A 20,903-nucleotide genomic window follows, 5' to 3' on the forward strand; every position below is an offset into this window, starting at 1 on the left:
GTTCCCCACGCCTCGGACGGCTGACTCGTCGACCCGGCTCCCCGAGAGCCGGGCCGACCCGCCGGCCGGGACGCCCCACCGGGCGCCCGGCCGGGCCCTTCCTCGGCTCGCCGCCGACCCCGCACAACGTGAGAGAAGAAGAAACCAGTGACCGCTGAAAACCGTACCGTGGTCGTCACGGGTATCGGCGCCTTCACGCCGCTGGGCGGCGACGCCGCCACCACCTGGGAGAACCTGGTGGCCGGGCGCTCCGGAGTGGCGGCCCTGACCGAGGAGTGGGCCGCCGAGCTGCCCGTCAAGATCGCCGCCCGCACCGCCGTGGAGCCGGGCGAGATCCTCCCCCGCCCGCTGGCCCGCAAGCTGGACCGCTCGGCCCAGTTCGCACTGATCGCCGCCCGGGAGGCGTGGGCCGACGCCGGCTACGAGACCCCGGCCACCGACGACTCCTCCAAGCTCGCCCCCGAGCGCCTGGGCGCGGTCATCGCCTCCGGCATCGGCGGCGTGACCACCCTGCTCGACCAGTACGACGTGCTGAAGGAGAAGGGCGCCCGCAAGGTCTCCCCGCACACCGTCCCGATGCTGATGCCCAACTCCCCGGCGGCCAACGTCGGCCTGGAGGTCGGCGCCCGCGCGGGTGTGCACACCCCCGTCTCCGCCTGCGCCTCCGGCGCCGAGGCGATCGGCTACGCGATCGAGATGATCCGCACCGGCCGCGCCGACGTCGTGGTGGCCGGCGGCACCGAGGCGGCGATCCACCCGCTGCCGATCGCCGCGTTCGCCAACATGATGGCGATGTCCAAGAGCAACGACGACCCCGAGCGAGCCTCCCGCCCGTACGACAAGGGCCGGGACGGCTTCGTGCTGGGCGAGGGCGCCGGCGTGGTCGTGCTGGAGTCGGTCGAGCACGCCGAGGCGCGCGGCGCCCGGATCTACTGCGAGGCCGTGGGCCAGGGCCTGTCCTCGGACGCCCACCACATCGCCCAGCCCGAGCCGACCGGCGCCGGCGTGGCCCGCGCGCTGGCCGACCTGTTCGAGCGCAACGACCTGGACAAGGCCGAGATCGTGCACGTCAACGCGCACGCCACCTCGACCCCGCAGGGTGACACCGCCGAGCTGAAGGCGCTGCGCAAGGAACTCGGCGACGACCTCGACCACATCGCCATCTCGGCGACCAAGTCGATGACCGGCCACCTGCTGGGCGGCGCCGGCGGCATCGAGACCGTCGCCACCGTGCTGGCCCTGTACAACCGGATCGCCCCGCCGACCATCAACGTCGACGAGCTGGACGACGACGTGGACGCGGACATCGTGCGCGGCGAGGCCCGCAGGCTGCCCGAGGGCCGGATCGCGGCGCTGAACAACTCGTTCGGCTTCGGCGGCCACAACGTGGTGCTGGCCTTCCGCACCCGCTGAGCCACCGCGCCGGACCGGCGCATCGAGAGGGGCCGGCGCTCGCCGTGAGCGCCGGCCCCTCTCGCACGTTCTGGGGAGGTCGGCTCAGACCACCTGGTGCAGCCAGCGCACCGGCGCCCCCTCGCCCGCGTACCGGAACGGCTCCAGCTCGTCGTCCCAGGGCTTGCCCAGCAGCCGGGAGATCTCGGCCTCCAGGTCGGCCCCCTCGCTGCGGGCCCGCAGCAGGACGGCGCGCAGCCGGTCCTCGGGGATCAGGATGTCGCCGTGGATGCCCGTGACGGCGTGGAAGATGCCGAGCGAGGGCGTGCTGCTGTACCGCTCCCCCTCCGCCGTGGCGCAGGGTTCGCTGGTGACCTCGTACCGCATCAGCTGCCAGCCGCGCAGCGCGGAGGCGACCTTCGAGGCCGTACCGGGCTCCCCCTGCCAGGAGAGCTCGGCGCGCCAGTGTCCGGGCGCGGCCGGCTGGCGGATCCAGTCCAGGCTCACCCGCACACCGAGCACCCCCGCGACGGCCCACTCGACGTGCGGGCACAGCGCGCGGGGCGCGGAGTGGATGTAGAGAACTCCACGTGTCGTCACCGGGACCTCCAGGCTGTGGACGAGGGTCGCCTTCCCCAGCTGCCTCGTGCCTGCAGTTGATCCGCAGTTACCCACGTTAGCCGACATTAAGCTACTAAATTGAGCAAAACGGACAGGCTTTCGCTCAATGCTAGTCGAATCCTCAACCAGGTCTACCCCTCGGCTGGATCTCTCCCCCGAACGGCCCCATCGCCAGGCGGGACCCACCGTACCGCGCCGCCCCGCACCATGGATGACGCACTTTCGGATCCGGCCGGAATGCGGTAGTGCGACCGATCCCCCTGCGCCCGTACGCAAACCGCCCCGCGCCCGGTGGGGCGGCGGGGCGGGTCAGCGGCTGACGCAGGATCAGCCGTCCAGGCGGACCACCATCTTGCCGGTGTTGACGCCGCGCAGCAGGTCGAGGAAGGCGTCCGCGGTGCGCTCGAAGCCGTCCACCACGGTCTCCTCGGAACGCAGTTCGCCGGACTTCAGCCAGCCGCTCACCTCGGCGACGAACTGCGGCTGCAGCGCCGCGTGGTCGCCGACCAGCATGCCCTCCAGGCGCAGCCGCTTGCCGATCGCGAGCGCCAGGTTGCGCGGGGCGGCGGGGGCGGTGGTCTCGTTGTACTGGGCGATCGCGCCGCAGAGCACGGCGCGGCCGTGCACGGTGAGCGCGCCGATCGCGGCCTCCAGGTGGTCGCCGCCGACGTTGTCGAAGTAGAGGTCGATGCCGTCCGGGGCGGCCTGCGCCAGCTGCTCGGCGACCGGGCCGTCCTTGTAGTTGAAGGCGGCGTCGTAGCCGTAGGCGTCCACCAGCTTGGCGACCTTCTCCGCCGAGCCGGCCGAACCGACCACCAGGGAGGCGCCCTTGAGCTTGGCGATCTGACCGACCATGCCGCCGACCGCGCCGGCCGCACCGGAGACGAAGACCTTGTCGCCCTCCTTGAGGCCGCCGACGGCGAGCAGCCCGGCGTAGGCGGTGAGGCCGGTCATGCCGAGCACGCCGAGGTAGGCGGAGAGCGGCGCGGCGGCGGGGTCGACCTTGACCGCGCGGCGGGCGTCCAGGGTGGCGTACTCGCGCCAGCCGAGGCCGTGCAGCACCGCGTCACCCGGGGCGAAGCCCTCGGCCTCGGAGGCGACCACGTAGCCGACGGCGCCGCCGTCCATGGCCTCGCCGAGCTTGAACGGCGGGACGTAGGAGCGCACGTCGTTCATCCGGCCTCGGATGTTGGCCTTCTGACGAACCCTATCGGAACGCGCCTGTCCCTCCGTGGCAGACTCGAACCCGTGATGCATACCGGCTTCCTCGGCACCGCGCCAGACGGCAGTACCACCCACTCCTTCCATGCAGAGCCCCCTGGGTGGTGCTGTGCGAACCACATCCTGGGGTTGCCGCTGGAGACGGTGAGGATTGGCGCGGCCGCGCACGAGGCGGGCCACTTGGTCGCTGACCTCGTTGTTGGCATTCACGTCACCGACGTGAAAATCACACCCCTCGTGGTCGACCTGGTCTGTGGCCAGGCCTTCGGCGCTTCTGGAGTTACACAGATCGGCCGCTTGAATGTCGGGAGGAACGACTACCTGACGATGCTCGCCGCAGGCGAGCAGGCAGAGCAGCGCTGGCTCCAGGAAGCCGGCCTGTGGACGCCAGCACGATCCTGGGCGGTGGAACGGGGTGCGCTGGATGATGTCGCCAAAGCCATCGAAAAGCTTCGAGAGCAGCACCCGGGACTCGTGGATGACGGATACCGTCAGCTCTTCTGGCGGTACCGCGATCATGCGGCAGCCCTTCTTGATGCCCACTGGAACCGCGTGCTGAACGTCGCGGAACGCCTGGCCGTCTCCGGATACCTGACTGGCGACGAGGCCGCCCTGTATGCAAACCTGCCCAACCCACCAGAGCCTGGCCCAGCGTCCGGCTGACGTACGGGTCGTCAGCCGGACAGGACCGGTCCGACTACTCCGGAAGCTCGATCAGCATCTTGCCGACGTTGTCGCCGCTGAGCAGGCCGAGGAAGGCGTCCACCGCGCTGTCGATGCCCTGAGTCACCGTCTCGCGGTACTTCAGCTCACCCGAGCGCACCCACGCGGAGACCTCCTTGACGAACTTCGGCTGGAGGTCGTAGTGGTCGCCGACGAGCAGTCCCTCCATGCGGAAGCGCTTGGCGATGATCTGCGCCAGGTTGCGTGGGGCCGGGGTGGGCTCGGTGGCGTTGTACTGCGAGATCATGCCGCACACTGCGATGCGCCCATGCAGGTTGATCGAGCCGATTGCCGCTTCGAGGTGCTCGCCGCCCACGTTGTCGAAGTACACGTCGATGCCGTCGGGAGCCGCCGCCTGAAGCTGCTCGGCGACCGGGCCGTTCTTGTAGTTGAAGGCGGCGTCGAAGCCGTACTCCTCCACGAGGAGCTTGACCTTCTCGTCGGAGCCGGCGGAGCCGATCACTCGCGCCGCGCCCTTCAGCTTGGCGATCTGGCCGACGATGCCACCCACGGCGCCGGCTGCGCCGGACACGAACACCACGTCGCCGGCCTTGATCTCCGCGATCCGCGTCAGACCCGCGTAGGCGGTCAGACCCGGCATGCCCAGCACACCCAGGTAGGTGGAGAGCGGCGCGGCGTTCGGGTCCACCTTGACGGACGTCTTGGCGTCGAACGTGGCGTACTCACGCCAGCCGTAGAAATGCAGGACGTAGTCACCCTCGGCGAAGCCCTCGGCCTGCGAGGCGACGACCTGGCCGACCGCCCCACCCAGCATCGGCTTGTCCAGTTCGTACGGTTCTGCGTACGACTTGCGCGCTGACATCCTGCCCCTCATGTAGGGATCGACCGAGAGGTAGGCGTTGCGGACCAGGATCTCGCCCGGACCCGGGGTCTGGACCGGGGCCTCGACCAGGGCGAAGTCGGTCGGCGTTGGCCAGCCCTGGGGTCGGGCGGCGAGGTGCCATTCACGGGCGGTGGCGGGTGTGGCCTGTTCTGCCATGGGAGCACTCCTTAGTGGTTCTGATACATGAAAGGTTGAGCCGATGAATCAATCCTGCACATGAAAGGTTAAGCCAGTCAAGCTTTCGTTGCACCCTACATGGAGGTCGGAATGATGGGGTGTTGACACAACATGACTGCTGGGGCAAGCTACGGGCATGCCAGAAGATCAACTACGTCGAGTCCTGCTTGCAAAGCGCATCTCCGACGACAAGGGGGAGACGTCAGAGTCGGTCGCAGACCAGGACAGGAAGCTCCGCGCCCGAGCCCATGAGGAGGGCGCCATCATTGCGGGCCATCCCGAAGACCTAAGCGTCTCCGGTGATGTCGACCCGTTTCATCGACCGAAGCTCGGCCCCTGGCTACAGGAGCACAACTTGGATCGGTGGGATGAGCTCTGGGTTACGACTCAGGACCGGCTAAGCCGCAGTGAGCCTCACGTGATGGCCCTGGTCTTCGAGGTGTTGAAGTGGGGCAAGCTCATAGTCGTCCTGGATGATCCCGAGTTCACTCGACAGATGCAGACCCCCGAGGGTCGGGCAATCTTGCATGTCAAGAGTCTGGGTCCGCACAAGGAGTTGGAGCGGATCAAACAGCGAGTGCAGGACTCACACGATCGACGCCGCTACACGACCAGGTGGCCCGGCGGGATCGCGCCGTTCGGCTACAAGATCGTCCATCGGTTCGAGGAGGGACGCACGGCTGCCTTCCTGGAGCTTGAAGAGACGGCCGTAGCAGAGCTGCACCAGATGCGTTCCCAAATGATCAACGATCGGAAGGTGACCTTCTCGAAGATTGCTCAACGGCTCAACACGGAAGGTGTCCTGACAGCTCGCGATCGTGCACGGGTAGCAAAGGGCAAGCCCGTGAAGGCCCGCGGCGGCGAGCCTGGCACCCGCGAACAGTGGTCGGAGACATCCATTCGGCTTCTTCTCACAGACGAGGCCTGCTTGGGCTACAAGAAGTACCGTAAGGAGGTCATACATGACGCCCAAGGCAACCCCATTGTGATGGCGCCGGCCATCTTCACCCAAGAGGAGTGGTCGACACTCCAAGCCGCCGTAGGCCGGCGTCGGAACACCACCGAGAGACGGGTTAACGCCACCGCGCCCATGTACGGGGTTGCGTACTGCGAGAACTGCGAGTCAAAGGCCGTTCACAAGGTGACCCACAAGACAACCAAGGCCGGAGGCGAGACCCAGTACCGCTACTACCAGTGCGGCGCCTGGCCGAAGGAGAAGCGGTGCCGGGGCTACACCTGTCGAGCTGAGATCGTCGAAGAGATGGTCGAGATCCACTTCCTCCAGCAGTACGGTCACACAGAGGTTACGAAGAGAGTCTGGATGCCCGGCAGTGACTCCAGCCAGGAGCTTGCCGAGGTCATCAAGCGCACGGATCGTCTTCGGCGTCAGGACGAAGAGGGCGACTGGGACAAGGACCGTGCGGGGTACCGGAGCCGGATGGACGGCTACAAGGCACGGAGAACTCACCTTGAAGCCATGCCCCATGTCCCAGCAGGGTGGGTTGAACAGGGGCAGGGACTGACCTACCTAGAGCAGTGGTCCCAGCTTGACCAGGACGGCAGGCGGCAACAGTTGATTGACTCCGGCTTCCGGATGTTGATCGGCCAGCAGACCGTTCGACTCGCCAAGGCCCCACTGCCTCAGGCCTAGAACGCAAGATGGCGGACCCTCGCAGGCCAATTGCGAGGGTCCGCCTTACTTGTTACTACCAAAGTACTACTTGTGACGCGACTTATGCCGGTTCGGCAGTCCAGCCGGGACCGGAGGCTCAGGAAGGGCCCCAAGGGCCCTGGAGCGGCCCAGGGGCTGCCCAGGGCCACCGAGGAGCCGATCGCCCCCTCTGGGGGCCCCTACGGCGCAGGACTGAATATCCCCGTCTCTGCTGTCAGTCCTCGTCTTCTGTTGCCGCCTCGGTCTCCCCCACCATCTCCAGCTCCCAGTAGCCGGCCGCCATGGCCTGAGCCAGGTCGTGAGGCACGCCGCTGCTGACAGCCCGGGTGTAGATCATCCCTGTGACTTCGGCCAGCTCCAGAACCTCCTTGGCCCGCTTTAGGCGCAGGGCTTCGGCGAACCGGTCCTCAATATCGCCCAGAAGCTCGTCGAAGCCGTCGGTCTCGGTGTTCTCACTCATTCGCAGTCCCCCACTCCGTTGTTCTCCGCACACAGCCAGCACAGGCCGGTTTCGGCGTCGTCCAGGTCATAGAGCCCCGACGCCTCGTAGTTCTGACACCACTCGCAGTCCTCCACCTCCAGGTCTGTTTCCTCGGTCAGTGCTTGCTCCCTTCCTTGTCGAGCACGCTCCCCCAACTCCTCTCTCCGATCTCGCCGTCTGCCGGCACTCGGACTCCGCGGACGGTGAATCCCATGATTTTGGCGGCCTTCTTGGTCAGCTCCTCGGCCCGCTCCTTGGGGAATGAGAAAACGATCTCGTCATGAATTACGAGGCGAATCCAGGGAGTGAACCCGGCCTTGTGCAGCTCCAGAATTCCCCTGACGGTGATATCCCGACTCCCGCTTTGGACGTAGTAGTTCTGGGCCGCGTACGCCCTTCCCCGGTCGACCGGCAGCTTCCGCCCAGTAGCGGTGAGAATGTGCCCGTTCTTCTGTGCCTGCTTGGATAGCTTGTCGGCCAGCTCCCCAACACGGACATAAGTCGAGTTGAAGGCGTCGAGGGTCCTCTTAGCCACCTCCAACGTGACGCCGGCCTGCTGAGCTAGGGCCTTGGGGCCTCCCCCGAACACGGTCAGGAAGTTCGCCATCTTGCCGATCTTCCGGGGTACCTCAGCAGCGTCCGCGGTGATCTGGTGCAAGTCCTTGTCGTGAAGGAATGCATCAATCATGACCGGATCTCCGGACTCTGCCGCCAGAAATCGAAGCTCCATATTTGCGTAGTCGACCGAGACCGTGACGTGTCCTTCTTCCGCAAGGAACATATGCCGTACGTATCCGTCCCCGGCAGGGAATGTCTGTGCCGCAATACTCCCGGAAATTGACATCCGGGCCGTCCTGGCCCCGACGGAATTGACCGACGCGTGCACCCGACCCTTTGAGTCCATCCCCTTGAGGGCGTTCTCAAACCAGGTTGCCCTCCACTTCCCGGCCTTCGAGGCCTTCTTGACTGCCTCGGCCAGTGGATGCGCGATCCCGTCCAGGACTTCCGCGTCCATGGCCAGGTTCCCCTTGGCGGTCCGCTTCGTCAACTTGACGCCGAACCCAGTGAATGCGTCGATAAGCTGCTGGTTCGAGTTGACGTTCTCGACTCCGAAGCCCCGAGCAACCTCCTTCCATTTCTCCTCTTCGGCCAGCAGTTCCGCTATTCGAGCCCTGGCATATGCCTCGTCTACCAGATATCCGGTTCGTTCCATCAGAGCCATGACGAAGGCGAGCCGGTGTTCCCAGCTGAAAAGTCCCTTGCGCTTAGACCGCAGAGGAATCAACGGGTAGAGAACGTGAAACAGTCGATAGGCAAGCACAGGGTCCATACCTGCATAAAGCAAATACTCTTCATCGAAGGTCCAGACCCGAGACCAAATCTCCTCCTTCTTGACCCGATAGCGTTTGGATATTTGGGTCATCGAGCCCTTGACCTCAGTGGCCAGCTCTGCGGAGATGTAGTGCTTGGTCAGCTCCTCCAGTTTCAGGCCCGGCCCTTGCTCCTTGACGGCCCGAGGATCCACAAGGTGGGCTGAGATCTTGGTGCACAGCAGTTTCGGCGAGAGCTCTTCAAGGGTGACCCCGAACGCGACCTCGGCCACGTGTGCATCAAAATTGGCGTTATGAGCGATGACCCGGTGAGCCTGCCGAAGGGCCCAGGCAGCGGCCTCGGCGAACTCCGGGTCAATCTCAACCGGCAGAACCCAGCTCTCCGTTGCGTTGCCGAACTGGGCGAGCCGGCATCGGAAGTCTCGATCCCAGTTCCACCAGTCCAAATTGGTCGTTTCGGTGTCGTACCCCAGGACCGGATTTTCTCGAACCCAGTCGATGAAATCCCAGAGATCCATCAGGGTCTCGGCAACGTTTATTCGGACCGTCTGCCGTTTGATACGGTAGGTGATTATCTGAATGGGTGTCTCCTAGGTTGGTTCCTCCTCGCAGGAGTGCAGTTCGCTTGCATTGATCAAGTCGGCCAGGGTCACGGAATTGTCTTCACAGCAGAAGCACCCACCTTCCCCAGCAAGGCCGTCACAGGGCGTGTGGACGATCACCACGCCGCCGTTGTCCAGGCCCTCCACTACGTACTCCTCAGCGACCATTCAGCGCTCCAGGAGGCAGCGAGTCGGCATGTCGCCGACGCGGGACCAGGACCACAGCGAGCAGGGCGCTTCGGCCCAGACCCAGAGCGAGGACATGAGTAGTGCCAGGACGGCCACGGTGGCGGCAAAGGCCTTAAGCAAGAGGCTCCTTAGGGGCATAGAAGAGGGGGCCGGGTAGAGACCCGGCCCCCGAGGTCACGGGGGAATCCCTCTTCCTACTTGGCCTTGAACGAGCCATCCGGCTGCTTCCACAGCGGCTCGCACTGTGCACCCTTCGGCTGGGCCTGGCAGAACATTGCCGACCAGGAACCCTTGTCGACCAGCTTCCGGCCGTGCTCGCACTGGTCGTCGTCCAGGCCGGCCGACGTCTTGCTGACCACCCGGCCGCCCTCGAACCGCTTCGGGCCCGTAGAGGGAGAACCGCCTCCGCCCTTGTACTGGTCGCGGGTGTACTGAGCCGCCTTCGAGGTGAGATCGATCAGGCCGACAGCCTTAAGTGCGGTCAGCAGCTCGGCACCGCGCTCCGCGGTCTCCTGGGCGGTGTGGCCCCACACGGTAGGAGTCAGCCACTCGGCCTGAAACTCGGAGCTGGCCTTGAGGGTGAATCCGATTTTGAACGGCGCGGGGTCGGCAACGAACTGGGCAGTGGTCAGGTTCTGGGTCACAGGCGCCTCCTGGGCGTTGGGGATGTGGGAGTTTGAGGCCGGGGACGATGGCTCGTCCCACGGGCTTCGCTCTTCGAACGGGTCGGGGTAGGTCACGGGTCTCCTAGAACGGGGCCGGGGTGGAGTACTCGGCTTCGCACAGCATTCGGTTCAGGGCCCGGACGTCCTCGGGCGCGAGAAGTACCTCCAGGACCCCGTTCAGGCTGGAGATCATGAGGTAGGTGTGACTGTCTGGCCGGTTGTCATAGATCACCTGAGCTGTCAGGGTGTCGTCCCCGGCGATCGTCCGGCTGTAGTGCTTGCGGGTCTCAGTCGTCAACAGGTGGCCCTCGCCTTGCTGCGGATGTGGGCGTTCATTGCGGTCGCCAGGGCGTCTACTGCGCGCTGGGCCGTCTTGGCCTCACCTGGCGAGCCCGGCGGTAGGCCGTAAATGTAGGTTCGGGCAACGGCATCGCGGTATTCGGGCTTAAGCTTTCGCAGCCCAGTCGTGGCGTCAATTCGTGCACTCGTGATGTTGTCTGAAATCCGGCACCGGCTTAGATCGTCCTTCCTGCCGATCATCTCGCCAAGCTCCTCATCGGTGTATATGAAAGACTTGAGTGTGGCTCTAACCTCATCCGGGGTATAGAAGTACTGGCCGTCCGCAAGGTCCTTTTGCTGCTGCTCTCGGGACGCGTAGGACTTCGCGGCCCGCCACGCCACCTGACGCAGGAAATCAAAGTCGCTGGCCAGCTTCTCCAGGTGACTCCGCTGTTCCATCATGTGAAGCATAATTTCTTGGTGGACGTCGTCCAGCTCGACCACGGGCCACTTTCGGGACAGCTCGCCGGCCACCTTTCGGGAGATCTCGTTGACCTTCTCCCAGTCCATTTCTGCCACTAGGCAGCCTCCCCTCCCTTTCGTGGTGCGAACTTCCCGCCCACTCGCTTGATTTCCCCATACCGCTCGCCCTCCACAACAAAGGACCCATCCCGCTCCACTGGGATGGCGTGCGGGGTGGCCCCGTACTTTCCGGCATAGAGGATCCCAAACCCCGACTGCCAGTTTGCAGGGCCGTTCTTCAAATACCCCGCCTGCCTCACGTCCATGAGGTGACCGACTTCAAATCCGTAGATCGTGGTCAGTCGCCCGTTGTGGCCGGTAGTGTGAGGCGAAATGGCGAGCCGGTGAGTGTGACCCATGATCACGCTCGTGCCGGCCTTCACGGCCTTGAGCCTGGCTGTGGCTCCCGGGACCTGGCTCATTCCGGGAGATTCGTGTCCGTGGATTGCCACCCATCCGGGAGCAACCGGATAGTACGGATCAACCTTCTCTACCCCGAATGACTGGAAGTCAAGCAGATTCTCGAACCTGTAGAACTGATCCTCTGCCGCCAACGCCGGCGCCCTACTCGCCAGATACTTCCGCGGCCTCTCGTCGTGGTTCCCTTCGAGCACCTTTACCGGGCCGTCGTAGACGTCTCGCAGAGGGTCGAGGAACACCCGCTTCGCGTACTCGGAGTCCCGAATCACGTTGCCTTCGAACTCGGCCTTGGTCCCTGCGCTCCATCGAGACGGGGCCGGGTAGTCCACGAGGTCACCAATTTGCAGGACCTCGTCAGGCTGGTACTCGCCGACGAAGTCGATCACGTTTCGAAGAGCCCGCTTGGACTCAAATGGGATCTGCGTGTCAGAGATTACTACGATTCGCCGCAAGCAGCCTCCTCCTTTTCTAGCTCTCGAATTGCATAGTCGAGGTACCACCGGGCCTTCCGGAGGTCTTCCAGCTTGTTTCCCTTTCGCCCCGCTCGCAGAACGTACTTAACGACGTTGCCGAGCAGAAAGCCCAGGTGCTTCGTGATCTCGATGACCTCAATGGGCAGCCACGTGTAGTGGCCCGGGTGATTAACCGGGTCGTTACTCACTCAGCCTCTAGTTCGTCATCCGCGTAGAAGAACGGCATCTGTTCCGGGTCGTCGTCCAACAGAACGGCAGTGAATGGGAGGTATGCCGCGTAGACCGGTAGGTGAATCTTTCCCAGCCACCCCTTAGTCTCATCGTCCGAGATCACACGCACTCGGGTGCCTTCGCTCCACTTACTGATCAAGTCCCAGCTTCTTTCGGTATGCGCCAACGCCCTTGGCCTGGATGAATGAATTGATGTCGAGACCATCCCCAAGGTAGATCGGGACACCGTTCGGAGTCTCGGCCGCCCGCTTCTCGGCCGCCTTGATGCCGGCCTCGTCGCCATCGGCAACATAGAAAACCTTCTCGTACCCAATCAGCGGCGGGAGGAAATGAGGCTTCCAGGCCCCAGTGCCCTGCGTACCGACGCACGGAACATCGGCCAGCTCCGAAGCCTGGGAGTCAAATTCCCCCTCGGAAACCGCAATGTGGGGGCTTGGCAGGATGAGAGACGGGGTGTTGTAGAGCCGAGGAACATCCCCAGGGAGGGACTGATATTTTCCATGCCCCTCGTGTCTCTCTTTTCGCTCCGGAGCGTAGTAGCTGCCGTTCTCGTCTTTCACGCACGAGTCCCGGATACACCGGAACCTGATGGTCGCTACCCCGTGTTCTCCGCCCGCTGGCCGCCGGTACGGGATGGCCAGCATGCCCCCATACTTCTCATGGCCAATTTGAGCCGAACCGACGAATCCCACTCCGAACTTGGGTGCTATCTCCGCCAGTCCACGGGCGGCCATGTAGGCCTCGGCGTGGCTTCCCCGGTACTGCTGGTGGTAGCTCTTCGCTGCCTCCACCGAACCGTTCACGTGCGAATTGACAGGCGTCCCTGAACCCAATACTCATTTCCCTCCGGATCACATCGATCCCGTCTTCCGAGATGTCACAGACGAAACACCCCCACCGCGCCTTCTCAGTGTTTGCCGAGGCACTTGGATGCGACTCTTCGTGCAGGGGGCAGAGGATTTTCTGCCAACCGGATCGGTCCTGAATCTGGATTCCGTAGAAGTGCGTCAACACGGCGCCGATCGACGGCTTCATTCCTCCCCCTCCTTGGTCTTGTCGAATGTGTACCTTGGCCCGAGTACTCGCCAGGCCGGAAAGTCTTCTAGGTAGTCGGCCGCCCGCCGCAGAACTTCCGGCCGGTCTCGTGCACCTCGGGCGAGGAGCTGGCTGTTGCAGCGGTTACAGAGCAAGCCTCGGATTGCCTCGGTCCGGTGGCAGTGATCAACAGCGAGGTTCCTCCGCCGGGTCTCCTGACAGATCGCGCACCGGCCGCCCTGGGCGGCCAGGAGGGCCGCATACTCCTCGGAGGTCAGACCGTAGGTGGCCACAAGGCGAGCACTTCGGGCCGCCGACCTCCGCCGCCCCTTCTTGCAGGTCGAACAGATTCGGCCTCGGGGACCGGTGAAGAACCGTTCCGCCCGACTCTTCGTACAAGCGGTGCACAGCCGGTAGCCCTTACGCGGTTCAGCCACGCCGCCGCAGCACGGCTTCAAGATGAAGCTGCTGCTGGAGATCGGTCAGGTCTCGGGCGAGGCCCTGGAGGTAGGTGAGCGGGACCACCGCCCAATCCCGTTCGCCCTGATGCCCGCGGATCGAGATCGCGGCGACCTGGAAGCCCTCGCCGAGGCGGAGCAGATCGCGGGCGAGCTTCCTCAGCCGCAGGCGGCGGCGATCCTCCACGGTGAGTACCACGGCGACCAGGCCCCCGCCGGCCTCCCGGATCGCCTCAGCGGTGATGGCCGGCTCTTGGTCCAGGAGCACGTCGACAATCTCCCGGTCGATGGTGTAGCCGCAGGTCATTCTTCCCCCCTCAGAAAGTGGCGTCGGCCGGCACGAGACGCAGGCTGACGCGGTCGAGTTCGTAACTGCTGTAGGTCTGGCCGGAGGAGTCCTCAAACCCCTCCCGGTTTTTGACGTCCGATACGTTCAGGGTTCTCCCGTCCATTCCGTCGATCTCCTTGAAAAGGGTGAGAATCAACGATGGAACCCGGCCGATCTTGCCCTTCACTCCGCTCAGCGGAATTGGCGCGTTGCCGTCCGAGTACTCACCCGTCACGTGGTGTAGACCAAGCACGTGAGCCCGCGTTTCCCTGGCCATCTCCGACAGGTACTCGCAGAGCCCTTCCAGCGAGAAGGTGAAGCTCTCCGCGTCGCCGATGTTCCCTACATCGACATTGGTCACGTTGTCGACCACGATTAGATGCGGGTAGCAGCCGAAAACTTCAAAGTACGCTGCCAGCGTCACTTCCAGGTCCGCCAACGAGGGCCGGGCATGGTAGACGAAGCGAACCCACCACCGCTGTGCGAGGGCTCCGGTGTACTCGTCGAAGTCACCTTCGAGGAGTTGCCGTTTGACCTCTCGCACATCGCTGCCCGTAATGATGGCCGTTGCCCTGCTGACCTGCGTTGCAGCCCCGGAGTCGGCCGAAAAATACAAGACCGGGATGTTGCCGTGGAGAGCCAGATTCAAAGCGAACAAGCTTTTGCCGGTGCCAGGTCCCGCAACCACGAGGGAGAACTCCCCGCGGCGAAACTCGACTTCAAGACGGCTGAGCCCCGTAAACGGGTGCGGAATCGGTTCCCCCGCCACCCCTCTGATGGCTACAGACTGCGCCAGAGAGTACATCGGGCACCTCCCATCACTAGACCCCCCGAATCAAGTTTCAGGCTAAAATTTTTTGCCTTCTCGGCGACGTGGAAGACACTACGGAAGTCGACCCCCCGAATCAAGTTTTTATCGAAAAAAAGAGCACTTGTGCTTCACGTCACAGAACCGGCAGAGAAACCCGGGCCTGGGCTCGAACTTCCCAGCCTTGACGCCAGCATCCATCTCCGCGTACTGCTCGCCTACCTGTTCCGCGGTGACCTGAGTGAGGTCGGCCGGCCTGGACAGGCCGCCTCGCTTCGCGAGGTACCAGTCTCCTCGGTTGACCGCGACACCGAACGCCTCGCGGACGGCAACCGCGTACGTCTCCAACTGGAACTTGCTCTTCATGGCGCCGGTCTTGAGGTCTCGGACCCTCACCGAGTTGTCGGCCTCTGCGATGAGCTGGTCTATGAACCCTCGCACCTGGACCCCACCGATCTCCACCTCGAAGTACAGCTCCAAAGCTTGCTTGCCCTCGCTGGTCTGCCAGATGGCCGGCTGGTGCTCCCGGGACCACACGACGTACTGGGCCGTTTGCTCCTGGCCGAGGGCATAGCGCCGCTCAATGTCGTCAGCGCCACTGCCCGAGGCTGACAACCACCGATCCGTGTTGGGCTCCTGATCCAGGGCCTTGTTCACCAGGGCGCTGTACTGGTCGCTGAAGAACGTCACGGCTTCCTCCTCGCTCATACGCCGACCACTGCGTTCGACAGCTTCGGCGGCACTGTGGAACGCCGTGCCATGGTGCGACCAGGCCGCCGGCAGCGGGGTCACGCGCTCCACGCGTTGGAGGAAATAGCGCCAACCACACTTGAACCACTGCTCAGCCTGGCTAACACTCCGGGGCATGCTTCGAATATCAGACATCAAGTGCAACTTTCGGGCAAAGTCGGACATATGTGTAGGAGGAGCTTGCAGGGAAAAGCGGGTGGGGCCTTGGCTCCTCAATCCGTTCAACCACGAGGTCCGCCAGGCGACTCCCCGTACGAACAAGGAGCCGTTCCTCTAGGTCCACGAGCTCCAGAATCTCAAGCTCGGAAAGGCAGTTGGCGTAGGAGATATCCCAGTACTCCCCCACCCCGCTTGCGATGTGATGGACCATCAGAAGGTGATCCGAACGCACCACGTTGACAGAGATCGTCTCGCTTCGAGCGATCTCGGCCGCAACTCCTGCCACGGTATTTGGCAGGCTGACGCCGACCATTGATCCCCTCCTAGTTTGAGCACCGAGAGTTACACAACCATCGCTGGCCGGCCATCAATTTATCGCACACACCTACGACAGACCCCCCGAATCAAGTGTGTCGTAAATCACAAGCCTCCTTCCATTGACAGTGGCTCCAGCGGAAAATTGTCGCGTACATAGCAGTAGGCCCCACGGAGCCCGCGGGGCCTAAATACTCGATTTCAACGAGCTAGTCAAGAAGTTCCGGGAGCATTAGGACCTCTAGATCGCGGCCGGAAGGCTTTTCAGCACTAGCAGGCCAGCGCAGCGCCAAGCGCCCATCCTCGGGGCGCCGCGGGACATAGGAGAAACCACTGTTCGGATCGTAATCCAGAACAGCCCCTTCCCGCCTCAAGCGCTTCTCAAAGTTTTCCGCTGTAATGCGCTGCCGATCGCTGAGCTGGTCATCCCCCAGCCTCAACCTAATCCAAGCCTTAAGCGATTGCGCAGGGAAGGTTTGATGATGCGACCCTGGCTCTCTTGTGGCCTGCACCTTCCAAGCCATAGCAATCAGGCTGTTGGCCTTGTTGATGATGGGCTCACGCATGATCCCGATCTTCTTCAGCCTAAAATGAACAGCCTGATGAGTCACTTCATAACGGTCAGCAATTTCTTGGTTGGTAAAACCGAGAACGTACAACCTTGAGAGCTCAGCGTCTCCAGGCAGGCTTGCCATAAGTAAGTCCCCTGACGCGTCGTGTGGAAGTTGAGAAGTAGCAATCTGCCTTGGATGCTACAGCCAGGAACCCCCCGCATCAAGTGCAGCCTACACGCCTGGGCCCGTTGCGCCTTCCGTAACGCCCTACGATGTGACCTGTGTCTCACTTCCATGGAATGTGTCCTGGGCCCTACCAGTGGGACACATACGTCTTTAGTGAGAGAACAAACAAGAGAACAAGTATCAAAACATACCAAGATCTTGGTAAAACTTCCCTGGCCTAAGTCAAGGGAACAGAAACCAACCAAACGCCCTGTTTTAGACCTCCCTGTTGAGACTCCAATCTCCGGGAGTGGGTCCAGGGATCGGCCCCGGCTGCCAGACCAGCATCCGGCCGGGGCCGCAAACTTCCAGGAGGTGACCATGCCCAGAGCCGCATCTATCTGCCTGGTGAGCGGGTGTACCTCCCCGACGGCCCGGGATGGTCGCTGCGGCGACCATCAGCTTCGTCGGTCCTGGGACCGGGTGTCGGCCCGCAATGCGAGCCGGCCGGCCGACTGGTCGTCCCGCCGGGTTCGGGTGCTCACCCGGGACCGCTGGCGTTGCCAGCGCTGCGGGGCCCGCTCGGAGTTGGAGGTTGATCACCTGGTCCCGGTGGCCCAGGGCGGAAGCTGGGAACCCGAAAACTTGTGGACGCTATGTCGAGGCTGCCACAGGATGAAGACGTACCGGGACCGTCTCAATGGTTCCGAGCAGACATAGCTCAATTGGTAGAGCAGCGGTCTCCAAAGCCGCGAGTTGGGGGTTCAAGTCCCTCCGTCTGTGCCATGCGGGTCGCTCCCGCAGGTTCCCGAACCTCCCCCGGCCAGGGGATGGACGGAACGGCGCTGGTCGTCTAGCGGTCTAGGACTCCTCCCGGGCAGGGAGACAACACCGGTTCGAATCCGGTCCAGCACACCACAGTCCAACTGCCCGCCCTGGTGGCGGGCTTCGTCGTATCCGGAGGTGGCCGATGACCCGAGGGCCACAGCCGAAGAGCAACGCCATCAGGCGGAACGCCCACCCTCACGCCCAGGAGCTGTCGGCTGGCATCCAGCCCGGCCGGGAACTCCCCCGCGGCCTCGGGATCAGCACCAGCGGCGCCAAGAGGTTCTGGCGGACCTGGGCGACCAGCCCACAGTCAGCGAATTGGGCTGAAACCGACTGGGCTGAGCTGGAGATTACGACTCGCCTGGTGGATGCCCTCTATCAGGGTGACCTCCGGTATGCCGGTGAGATCCGGCAGCGAACGAGCAAGTGGGGCGCCACGACCGAGGACAGGTCGAGGCTCCGGATGAAGATCGAGGACGACCAGGACCAGGAGCAAGCTGAGGACGCCGACCAGGCGCCGGCTGACCTGGACGAGGAGCTGTTCAAGCTCCTGAGCGAGGAACAGCAGAACAACTGACCGGGGGTGATCGGGTGCCGCAGACCGGCAACATACCCCCAGGTGTTCCGCACCCCTCCCGCTCCCTCGGCTACCAGATCATCCGGTGGGCCCAGAAGTACATCCTCCAGCCGGACGGCGAGACCGCCGGCCAACCATTCCGCTTCAGCCCCGAGCAACTTCGCTATGTGCTTTGGATGTATGCGATTGACGATCAGGGGAAGTGGCTCTACCGGTCCGCAGCGCTTCGACGCGCCAAGGGCTGGGGCAAGACGCCTCTCTTGGCCGCGTTGTGTATCGTCGAATTCATCGGTCCTTGCCGATTCTCGCACTTTGACGAGGCCGGTATGCCGGTTGGTAAGCGTGTCCCGCTTCCGCTGGTACAGATTGCCGCGACCTCGTTGGATCAGACGGCCAATACTCGGGACATGATCCGCGGCATGCTCGCGGAATCCCCTGCCGAGGCCGAATACGGCATCGAGATCGGCAAGGGTCTCATCCAGTTCAAGGATGGCCGTCCAGGCCGGATTGAGCCTGTTACGTCGTCTAGTCGCGGGCTTGAGGGGGCGAGGCCTACCTTTGTCTGGCCCCTAGCAGAAACGTTACTGCTGGGGGCCGGGCCATCTCTTCGTTGTTTGCGACGAGGTACACCACTGGATTGAATCAAATCAGGGCGTCTACGTCTGGGAGACCCTGGACCGCAACGTCCAGAAGACGGCGGGTGCCGGTTCTCGCCTGATCGAGACGACCAACGCCTACAATCCCAACGAGAACAGCATTGCCCAGCGGACGCATGAGGCCGTCCTCGCCGGTGCCGGACGACTTCTCTACGACTGCGTTGAGGCCCTTGGGGAAATCGATTTCAAGGACCGCGCCCAGGTCGTTGAGGCGGTGCGTGCCGCCTACGGTGATTCGTCCTGGGTCGACGTCGACGGGATCGCGGATGCGATTCAGGACCCGCGTACTCCTCCGGCGGTTGCCTACCGATTTTATCTGAATCGGATTCAGGAGAATGCTGACGGATGGATCTCCAAGGACGTCTGGTCTCTCTGCCTCTCCGAGGACGATCCTATTCGGCCCGGCGATCAGATTGCGATCGGGTTTGATGGGTCTCTCCGAGGCGATGCGACCGGGGCAATAGGGTGCCGCCTTCGGGACGGCAGGCTGTTTCCGATTCACCTCCAGGAGAATCCCCGAGATCCGAACAACCCGGATTGGGAAGTCGATGTTCTCGCGGTCGAGGCCGCTATCGGCCGGGCCTTTCGGGATTACCGGGTTGAGTGGATGTATTGCGATCCGCCGTACTGGCAGGAGGCCATTGGTCGCTGGTCGATTGAGTACGGCGACGACCGCGTCTATGAGTTCTGGACCAACCGGCCTACTCGGATGGTCCAGGCCACTGAGCGATTCCATTCCGCGGTTGCCGTTCAGGATATCTCCCACGACGGTGACGAGGATCTGACTCGCCACGTGTTGAATTCCGTAACCCGAGAAGTTCCGCAGGGGACTCTCATCACCAAGGATTCCCCTCGATCAAAAAAGAAGATCGACCTTGCCGTGTGCGCCGTGCTGGCCTTCGAGGCCCGCGCGGATGCCATTGCCGATGGCCGGCTCAAGAGGCGAAGGGGGCGCGTCGTCGGATTCTAATGCGAGGTTGAATGATTGTCCCCCCAGGTGGCTACAGTGCCATCGGTCCGCCTGAGAGCCCCGTTCAGTGGCTCGCTTACCTCGCCTCCAAGCTGCCGGGCCCGAACTCCCCGATGAAGGAGTACTCCAAGTACTACGAGGGCGAGCAGCAGAAGCTCGCTTTCTCGCAGATGCGGTACAAGGCGGCCTTTGCCTCGGTCTTCGAGCAGTGGCGGGATAACTTCTGCGGCATGATCGTGGATTCGGCGAATGAACGAATGCATGTTGACTCGTTCTCGCTTCCCGGAGAATCCGGGACGGACAAGGATGCCCGCGAGTTCTGGCAGCGGTCCAGCATGGATGCCCTGTCGACTGCGGTCCACCTGGACGCCATGATCCAGGGCACCGCGTATGTCAAGGTGTGGGAGAAGGCCGGCGAGCCCCTGATCACCCCGGCCTCTGCCGACAGCATGGCCGTGCAGTACCGGACCGGCAGTCTCACTGAGTTGGACGCCGCGGCCCACTTCACCACCGATGACTGGGGCCGGATCGGGGCAACGCTCTGGACACCCACGTACGTCTACGAGGTGCCGTTTGGGGTGACCGACTGGGAACAGGGGAACCGGACCAAGAACCCGCTCGGGGTCGTCCCGGTCGTTCCCTTCGACAACCGGGCCCGAATACAGGGCCGGCCGTTCTCGGACCTGGCGAACTGCATTCCGATCCAAGACGCCATCAATAAGACCGTCATGGACGCGCTGACCGCGTCTGAGATGGCGGCCTTCCCACAAAGGTTTGTCACTGGTCTGGAGATCCAGGAAGATGCTAACGGTCGACCGATCGAGCCCTTCCGGGTCGCAGTGGACAAGATCCTTCAGGCGGAAGACCCGGCGGCCAAGTTCGGCTCATTCCCGGCCGCCGATTTGGGGAACTACGTCACGCTGGTCAGTATGCTTCTCCAACACCTGAGCTCTGTGTCCAGGCTCCCCCATCACTATTTCCTGGTGAACGGTGGTTCTACACCCTCAGGTGAGTCGATCATCTCGGCCGAGGCCGGTCTCATCGCGAAGGTCCGAGAGAGGATGCTTCACTTCGGCGAGGCCTGGGAGCGAGTCATCCGGCTCTGTTTCGCCATCAAGCGCGACAAGCGCAAGGACGCCTTCGCTCTTGAAACGGTCTGGAAGGACCCGGAGTACCGGACCGAGGCCCAGCACATTGATGCACTCCTGAAGCTGCGACAGCTCAACGTGCCCGAGGAACAGCTCTGGTCCGATGCCGGGTACTCCTCCGCCCAGATCGAATCCTTCCGCGAAATGCGTAAGGAGGATGCCAAGGCGGCTGCGGAAGTCCAAAAGCTCGGCCCTCAGCCCCAACACGATCCGACTGCCCTGGCTGCCAAGAAGGCCGCCAGCAAACCACCGCAGGGAAACTCCGGAAACATCAACCGGAAGCTCCATGAAGCCAAGAAGTAAGGAGAC

The 20,903-nt window shown here is 63.4% G+C and carries 24 protein-coding genes, 2 tRNA genes and 1 pseudogene; 8 read left to right on the plus strand and 19 right to left on the minus strand.

Annotated features, from left to right (window positions below):
- Nucleotides 1–147 precede the first annotated feature (147 nt).
- Nucleotides 148–1,413 (plus strand): beta-ketoacyl-ACP synthase II, encoded by a 1,266-nt coding sequence (gene fabF / locus P3T27_RS10415; RefSeq protein ID WP_280676765.1) that lies wholly within the window; start codon nt 148–150, stop codon nt 1,411–1,413.
- A gap of 84 nt (nt 1,414–1,497) precedes the next feature.
- Here the strand turns inward: fabF and P3T27_RS10420 are convergent, their stop codons facing one another.
- Together P3T27_RS10420 and P3T27_RS10425 are read right to left on the minus strand one after the other, a co-directional pair.
- Nucleotides 1,498–1,992, minus strand: coding sequence for a DUF3145 domain-containing protein (locus tag P3T27_RS10420; RefSeq protein ID WP_280676767.1), 495 nt, complete (start codon nt 1,990–1,992; stop codon nt 1,498–1,500).
- 348 nt (nt 1,993–2,340) lie between these two features.
- A pseudogene (locus tag P3T27_RS10425) lies at nt 2,341–3,201 on the minus strand (NADP-dependent oxidoreductase); the annotation flags it as partial.
- Nucleotides 3,202–3,261: 60 nt separating this feature from the next.
- Between P3T27_RS10425 and P3T27_RS10430 the strand changes: the two are divergent.
- Complete coding sequence (locus P3T27_RS10430; protein WP_280676769.1) at nt 3,262–3,897, plus strand: hypothetical protein; 636 nt, start codon at nt 3,262–3,264, stop codon at nt 3,895–3,897.
- Nucleotides 3,898–3,931: 34 nt separating this feature from the next.
- Here P3T27_RS10430 and P3T27_RS10435 read toward each other — a convergent pair whose 3' ends face one another.
- A complete protein-coding gene (locus tag P3T27_RS10435) occupies nt 3,932–4,957 on the minus strand; it encodes an NADP-dependent oxidoreductase (protein ID WP_280676771.1) in 1,026 nt (341 codons plus the stop codon).
- A 157-nt stretch (nt 4,958–5,114) separates the two neighbouring features.
- On the opposite strand from P3T27_RS10435, the gene P3T27_RS10440 reads away from it, so the two are divergent.
- Complete coding sequence (locus P3T27_RS10440; protein WP_280676773.1) at nt 5,115–6,629, plus strand: recombinase family protein; 1,515 nt, start codon at nt 5,115–5,117, stop codon at nt 6,627–6,629.
- Between the two features lie 235 nt (nt 6,630–6,864).
- On the opposite strand, the gene P3T27_RS10445 is transcribed toward P3T27_RS10440, so the two are convergent.
- The 15 genes from P3T27_RS10445 to P3T27_RS10515 all read right to left on the minus strand — a co-directional run bounded on the left by P3T27_RS10445 (nt 6,865) and on the right by P3T27_RS10515 (nt 16,391).
- Entirely contained in the window at nt 6,865–7,110 is a 246-nt protein-coding gene (locus P3T27_RS10445; RefSeq protein WP_280676775.1) for a hypothetical protein, read from the minus strand.
- 136 nt (nt 7,111–7,246) lie between these two features.
- The gene (locus P3T27_RS10450; protein ID WP_280676777.1) at nt 7,247–8,980 is read right to left on the minus strand and encodes a DNA polymerase; all 1,734 of its coding nucleotides are present in this window, start codon (nt 8,978–8,980) and stop codon (nt 7,247–7,249) included.
- Nucleotides 8,981–9,232: 252 nt separating this feature from the next.
- Nucleotides 9,233–9,373, minus strand: a complete 141-nt coding sequence (locus P3T27_RS10455) for a hypothetical protein (protein WP_280676779.1) — start codon at nt 9,371–9,373, stop codon at nt 9,233–9,235.
- Nucleotides 9,374–9,447: 74 nt separating this feature from the next.
- Entirely contained in the window at nt 9,448–9,897 is a 450-nt protein-coding gene (locus tag P3T27_RS10460; protein WP_280676781.1) for a hypothetical protein, read from the minus strand.
- A gap of 103 nt (nt 9,898–10,000) precedes the next feature.
- Entirely contained in the window at nt 10,001–10,216 is a 216-nt protein-coding gene (locus P3T27_RS10465) for a hypothetical protein (protein WP_280676783.1), read from the minus strand.
- Nucleotides 10,213–10,767 carry a hypothetical protein gene (locus P3T27_RS10470; protein ID WP_280677218.1) on the minus strand — a complete coding sequence of 185 codons (555 nt, stop codon included), beginning with the start codon at nt 10,765–10,767 and terminating at the stop codon, nt 10,213–10,215. The genes P3T27_RS10465 and P3T27_RS10470 overlap by 4 nt, the downstream gene beginning before the upstream one ends.
- An 8-nt stretch (nt 10,768–10,775) precedes the next feature.
- Nucleotides 10,776–11,525 (minus strand): metallophosphoesterase, encoded by a 750-nt coding sequence (locus P3T27_RS10475; RefSeq protein WP_280676784.1) that lies wholly within the window; start codon nt 11,523–11,525, stop codon nt 10,776–10,778.
- Nucleotides 11,526–11,575: 50 nt separating this feature from the next.
- Nucleotides 11,576–11,800 (minus strand): DUF3310 domain-containing protein, encoded by a 225-nt coding sequence (locus P3T27_RS10480; RefSeq protein WP_280676786.1) that lies wholly within the window; start codon nt 11,798–11,800, stop codon nt 11,576–11,578.
- A 171-nt stretch (nt 11,801–11,971) separates the two neighbouring features.
- The gene (locus P3T27_RS10485) at nt 11,972–12,646 is read right to left on the minus strand and encodes a topoisomerase (RefSeq protein ID WP_280676788.1); all 675 of its coding nucleotides are present in this window, start codon (nt 12,644–12,646) and stop codon (nt 11,972–11,974) included.
- A gap of 228 nt (nt 12,647–12,874) precedes the next feature.
- A complete protein-coding gene (locus P3T27_RS10490; RefSeq protein WP_348534078.1) occupies nt 12,875–13,315 on the minus strand; it encodes an endonuclease VII domain-containing protein in 441 nt (146 codons plus the stop codon).
- The gene (locus P3T27_RS10495; protein WP_280676792.1) at nt 13,308–13,643 is read right to left on the minus strand and encodes a hypothetical protein; all 336 of its coding nucleotides are present in this window, start codon (nt 13,641–13,643) and stop codon (nt 13,308–13,310) included. Before P3T27_RS10495 ends, P3T27_RS10490 begins: the two co-directional genes overlap by 8 nt.
- A gap of 10 nt (nt 13,644–13,653) precedes the next feature.
- A complete protein-coding gene (locus P3T27_RS10500) occupies nt 13,654–14,469 on the minus strand; it encodes an AAA family ATPase (protein ID WP_280676794.1) in 816 nt (271 codons plus the stop codon).
- 108 nt (nt 14,470–14,577) lie between these two features.
- Nucleotides 14,578–15,387: a PD-(D/E)XK nuclease family protein gene (locus P3T27_RS10505; protein ID WP_348534079.1), complete on the minus strand. Its 810-nt coding sequence runs from the start codon at nt 15,385–15,387 to the stop codon at nt 14,578–14,580.
- A complete protein-coding gene (locus tag P3T27_RS10510) occupies nt 15,350–15,694 on the minus strand; it encodes a hypothetical protein (RefSeq protein ID WP_280676798.1) in 345 nt (114 codons plus the stop codon). Before P3T27_RS10510 ends, P3T27_RS10505 begins: the two co-directional genes overlap by 38 nt.
- A gap of 211 nt (nt 15,695–15,905) precedes the next feature.
- Entirely contained in the window at nt 15,906–16,391 is a 486-nt protein-coding gene (locus tag P3T27_RS10515; RefSeq protein ID WP_280676800.1) for a hypothetical protein, read from the minus strand.
- Nucleotides 16,392–17,125: 734 nt separating this feature from the next.
- On the opposite strand from P3T27_RS10515, the gene P3T27_RS10520 reads away from it, so the two are divergent.
- From P3T27_RS10520 to P3T27_RS10535, 4 genes are all read left to right on the plus strand, one after another.
- Nucleotides 17,126–17,201: transfer RNA gene (locus P3T27_RS10520), tRNA-Trp, on the plus strand.
- Between the two features lie 56 nt (nt 17,202–17,257).
- Nucleotides 17,258–17,333, plus strand: a tRNA-Ala gene (locus P3T27_RS10525).
- Nucleotides 17,334–17,385: 52 nt separating this feature from the next.
- Nucleotides 17,386–17,820, plus strand: coding sequence for a hypothetical protein (locus P3T27_RS10530; RefSeq protein WP_280676802.1), 435 nt, complete (start codon nt 17,386–17,388; stop codon nt 17,818–17,820).
- A gap of 14 nt (nt 17,821–17,834) precedes the next feature.
- Nucleotides 17,835–18,461: a hypothetical protein gene (locus P3T27_RS10535; RefSeq protein WP_280676804.1), complete on the plus strand. Its 627-nt coding sequence runs from the start codon at nt 17,835–17,837 to the stop codon at nt 18,459–18,461.
- A gap of 1 nt (nt 18,462) precedes the next feature.
- Here P3T27_RS10535 and P3T27_RS10540 read toward each other — a convergent pair whose 3' ends face one another.
- Complete coding sequence (locus P3T27_RS10540) at nt 18,463–19,269, minus strand: hypothetical protein (RefSeq protein WP_280676806.1); 807 nt, start codon at nt 19,267–19,269, stop codon at nt 18,463–18,465.
- Nucleotides 19,270–19,559: 290 nt separating this feature from the next.
- Here P3T27_RS10540 and P3T27_RS10545 point away from each other — a divergent pair, with 290 nt between their 5' ends.
- Nucleotides 19,560–20,897: a phage portal protein gene (locus P3T27_RS10545; protein ID WP_280676808.1), complete on the plus strand. Its 1,338-nt coding sequence runs from the start codon at nt 19,560–19,562 to the stop codon at nt 20,895–20,897.
- Nucleotides 20,898–20,903 lie beyond the last annotated feature (6 nt).

Source organism: Kitasatospora sp. MAA19 (genome assembly GCF_029894125.1).
Taxonomy (GTDB): Bacteria; Actinomycetota; Actinomycetes; order Streptomycetales; family Streptomycetaceae; genus Kitasatospora.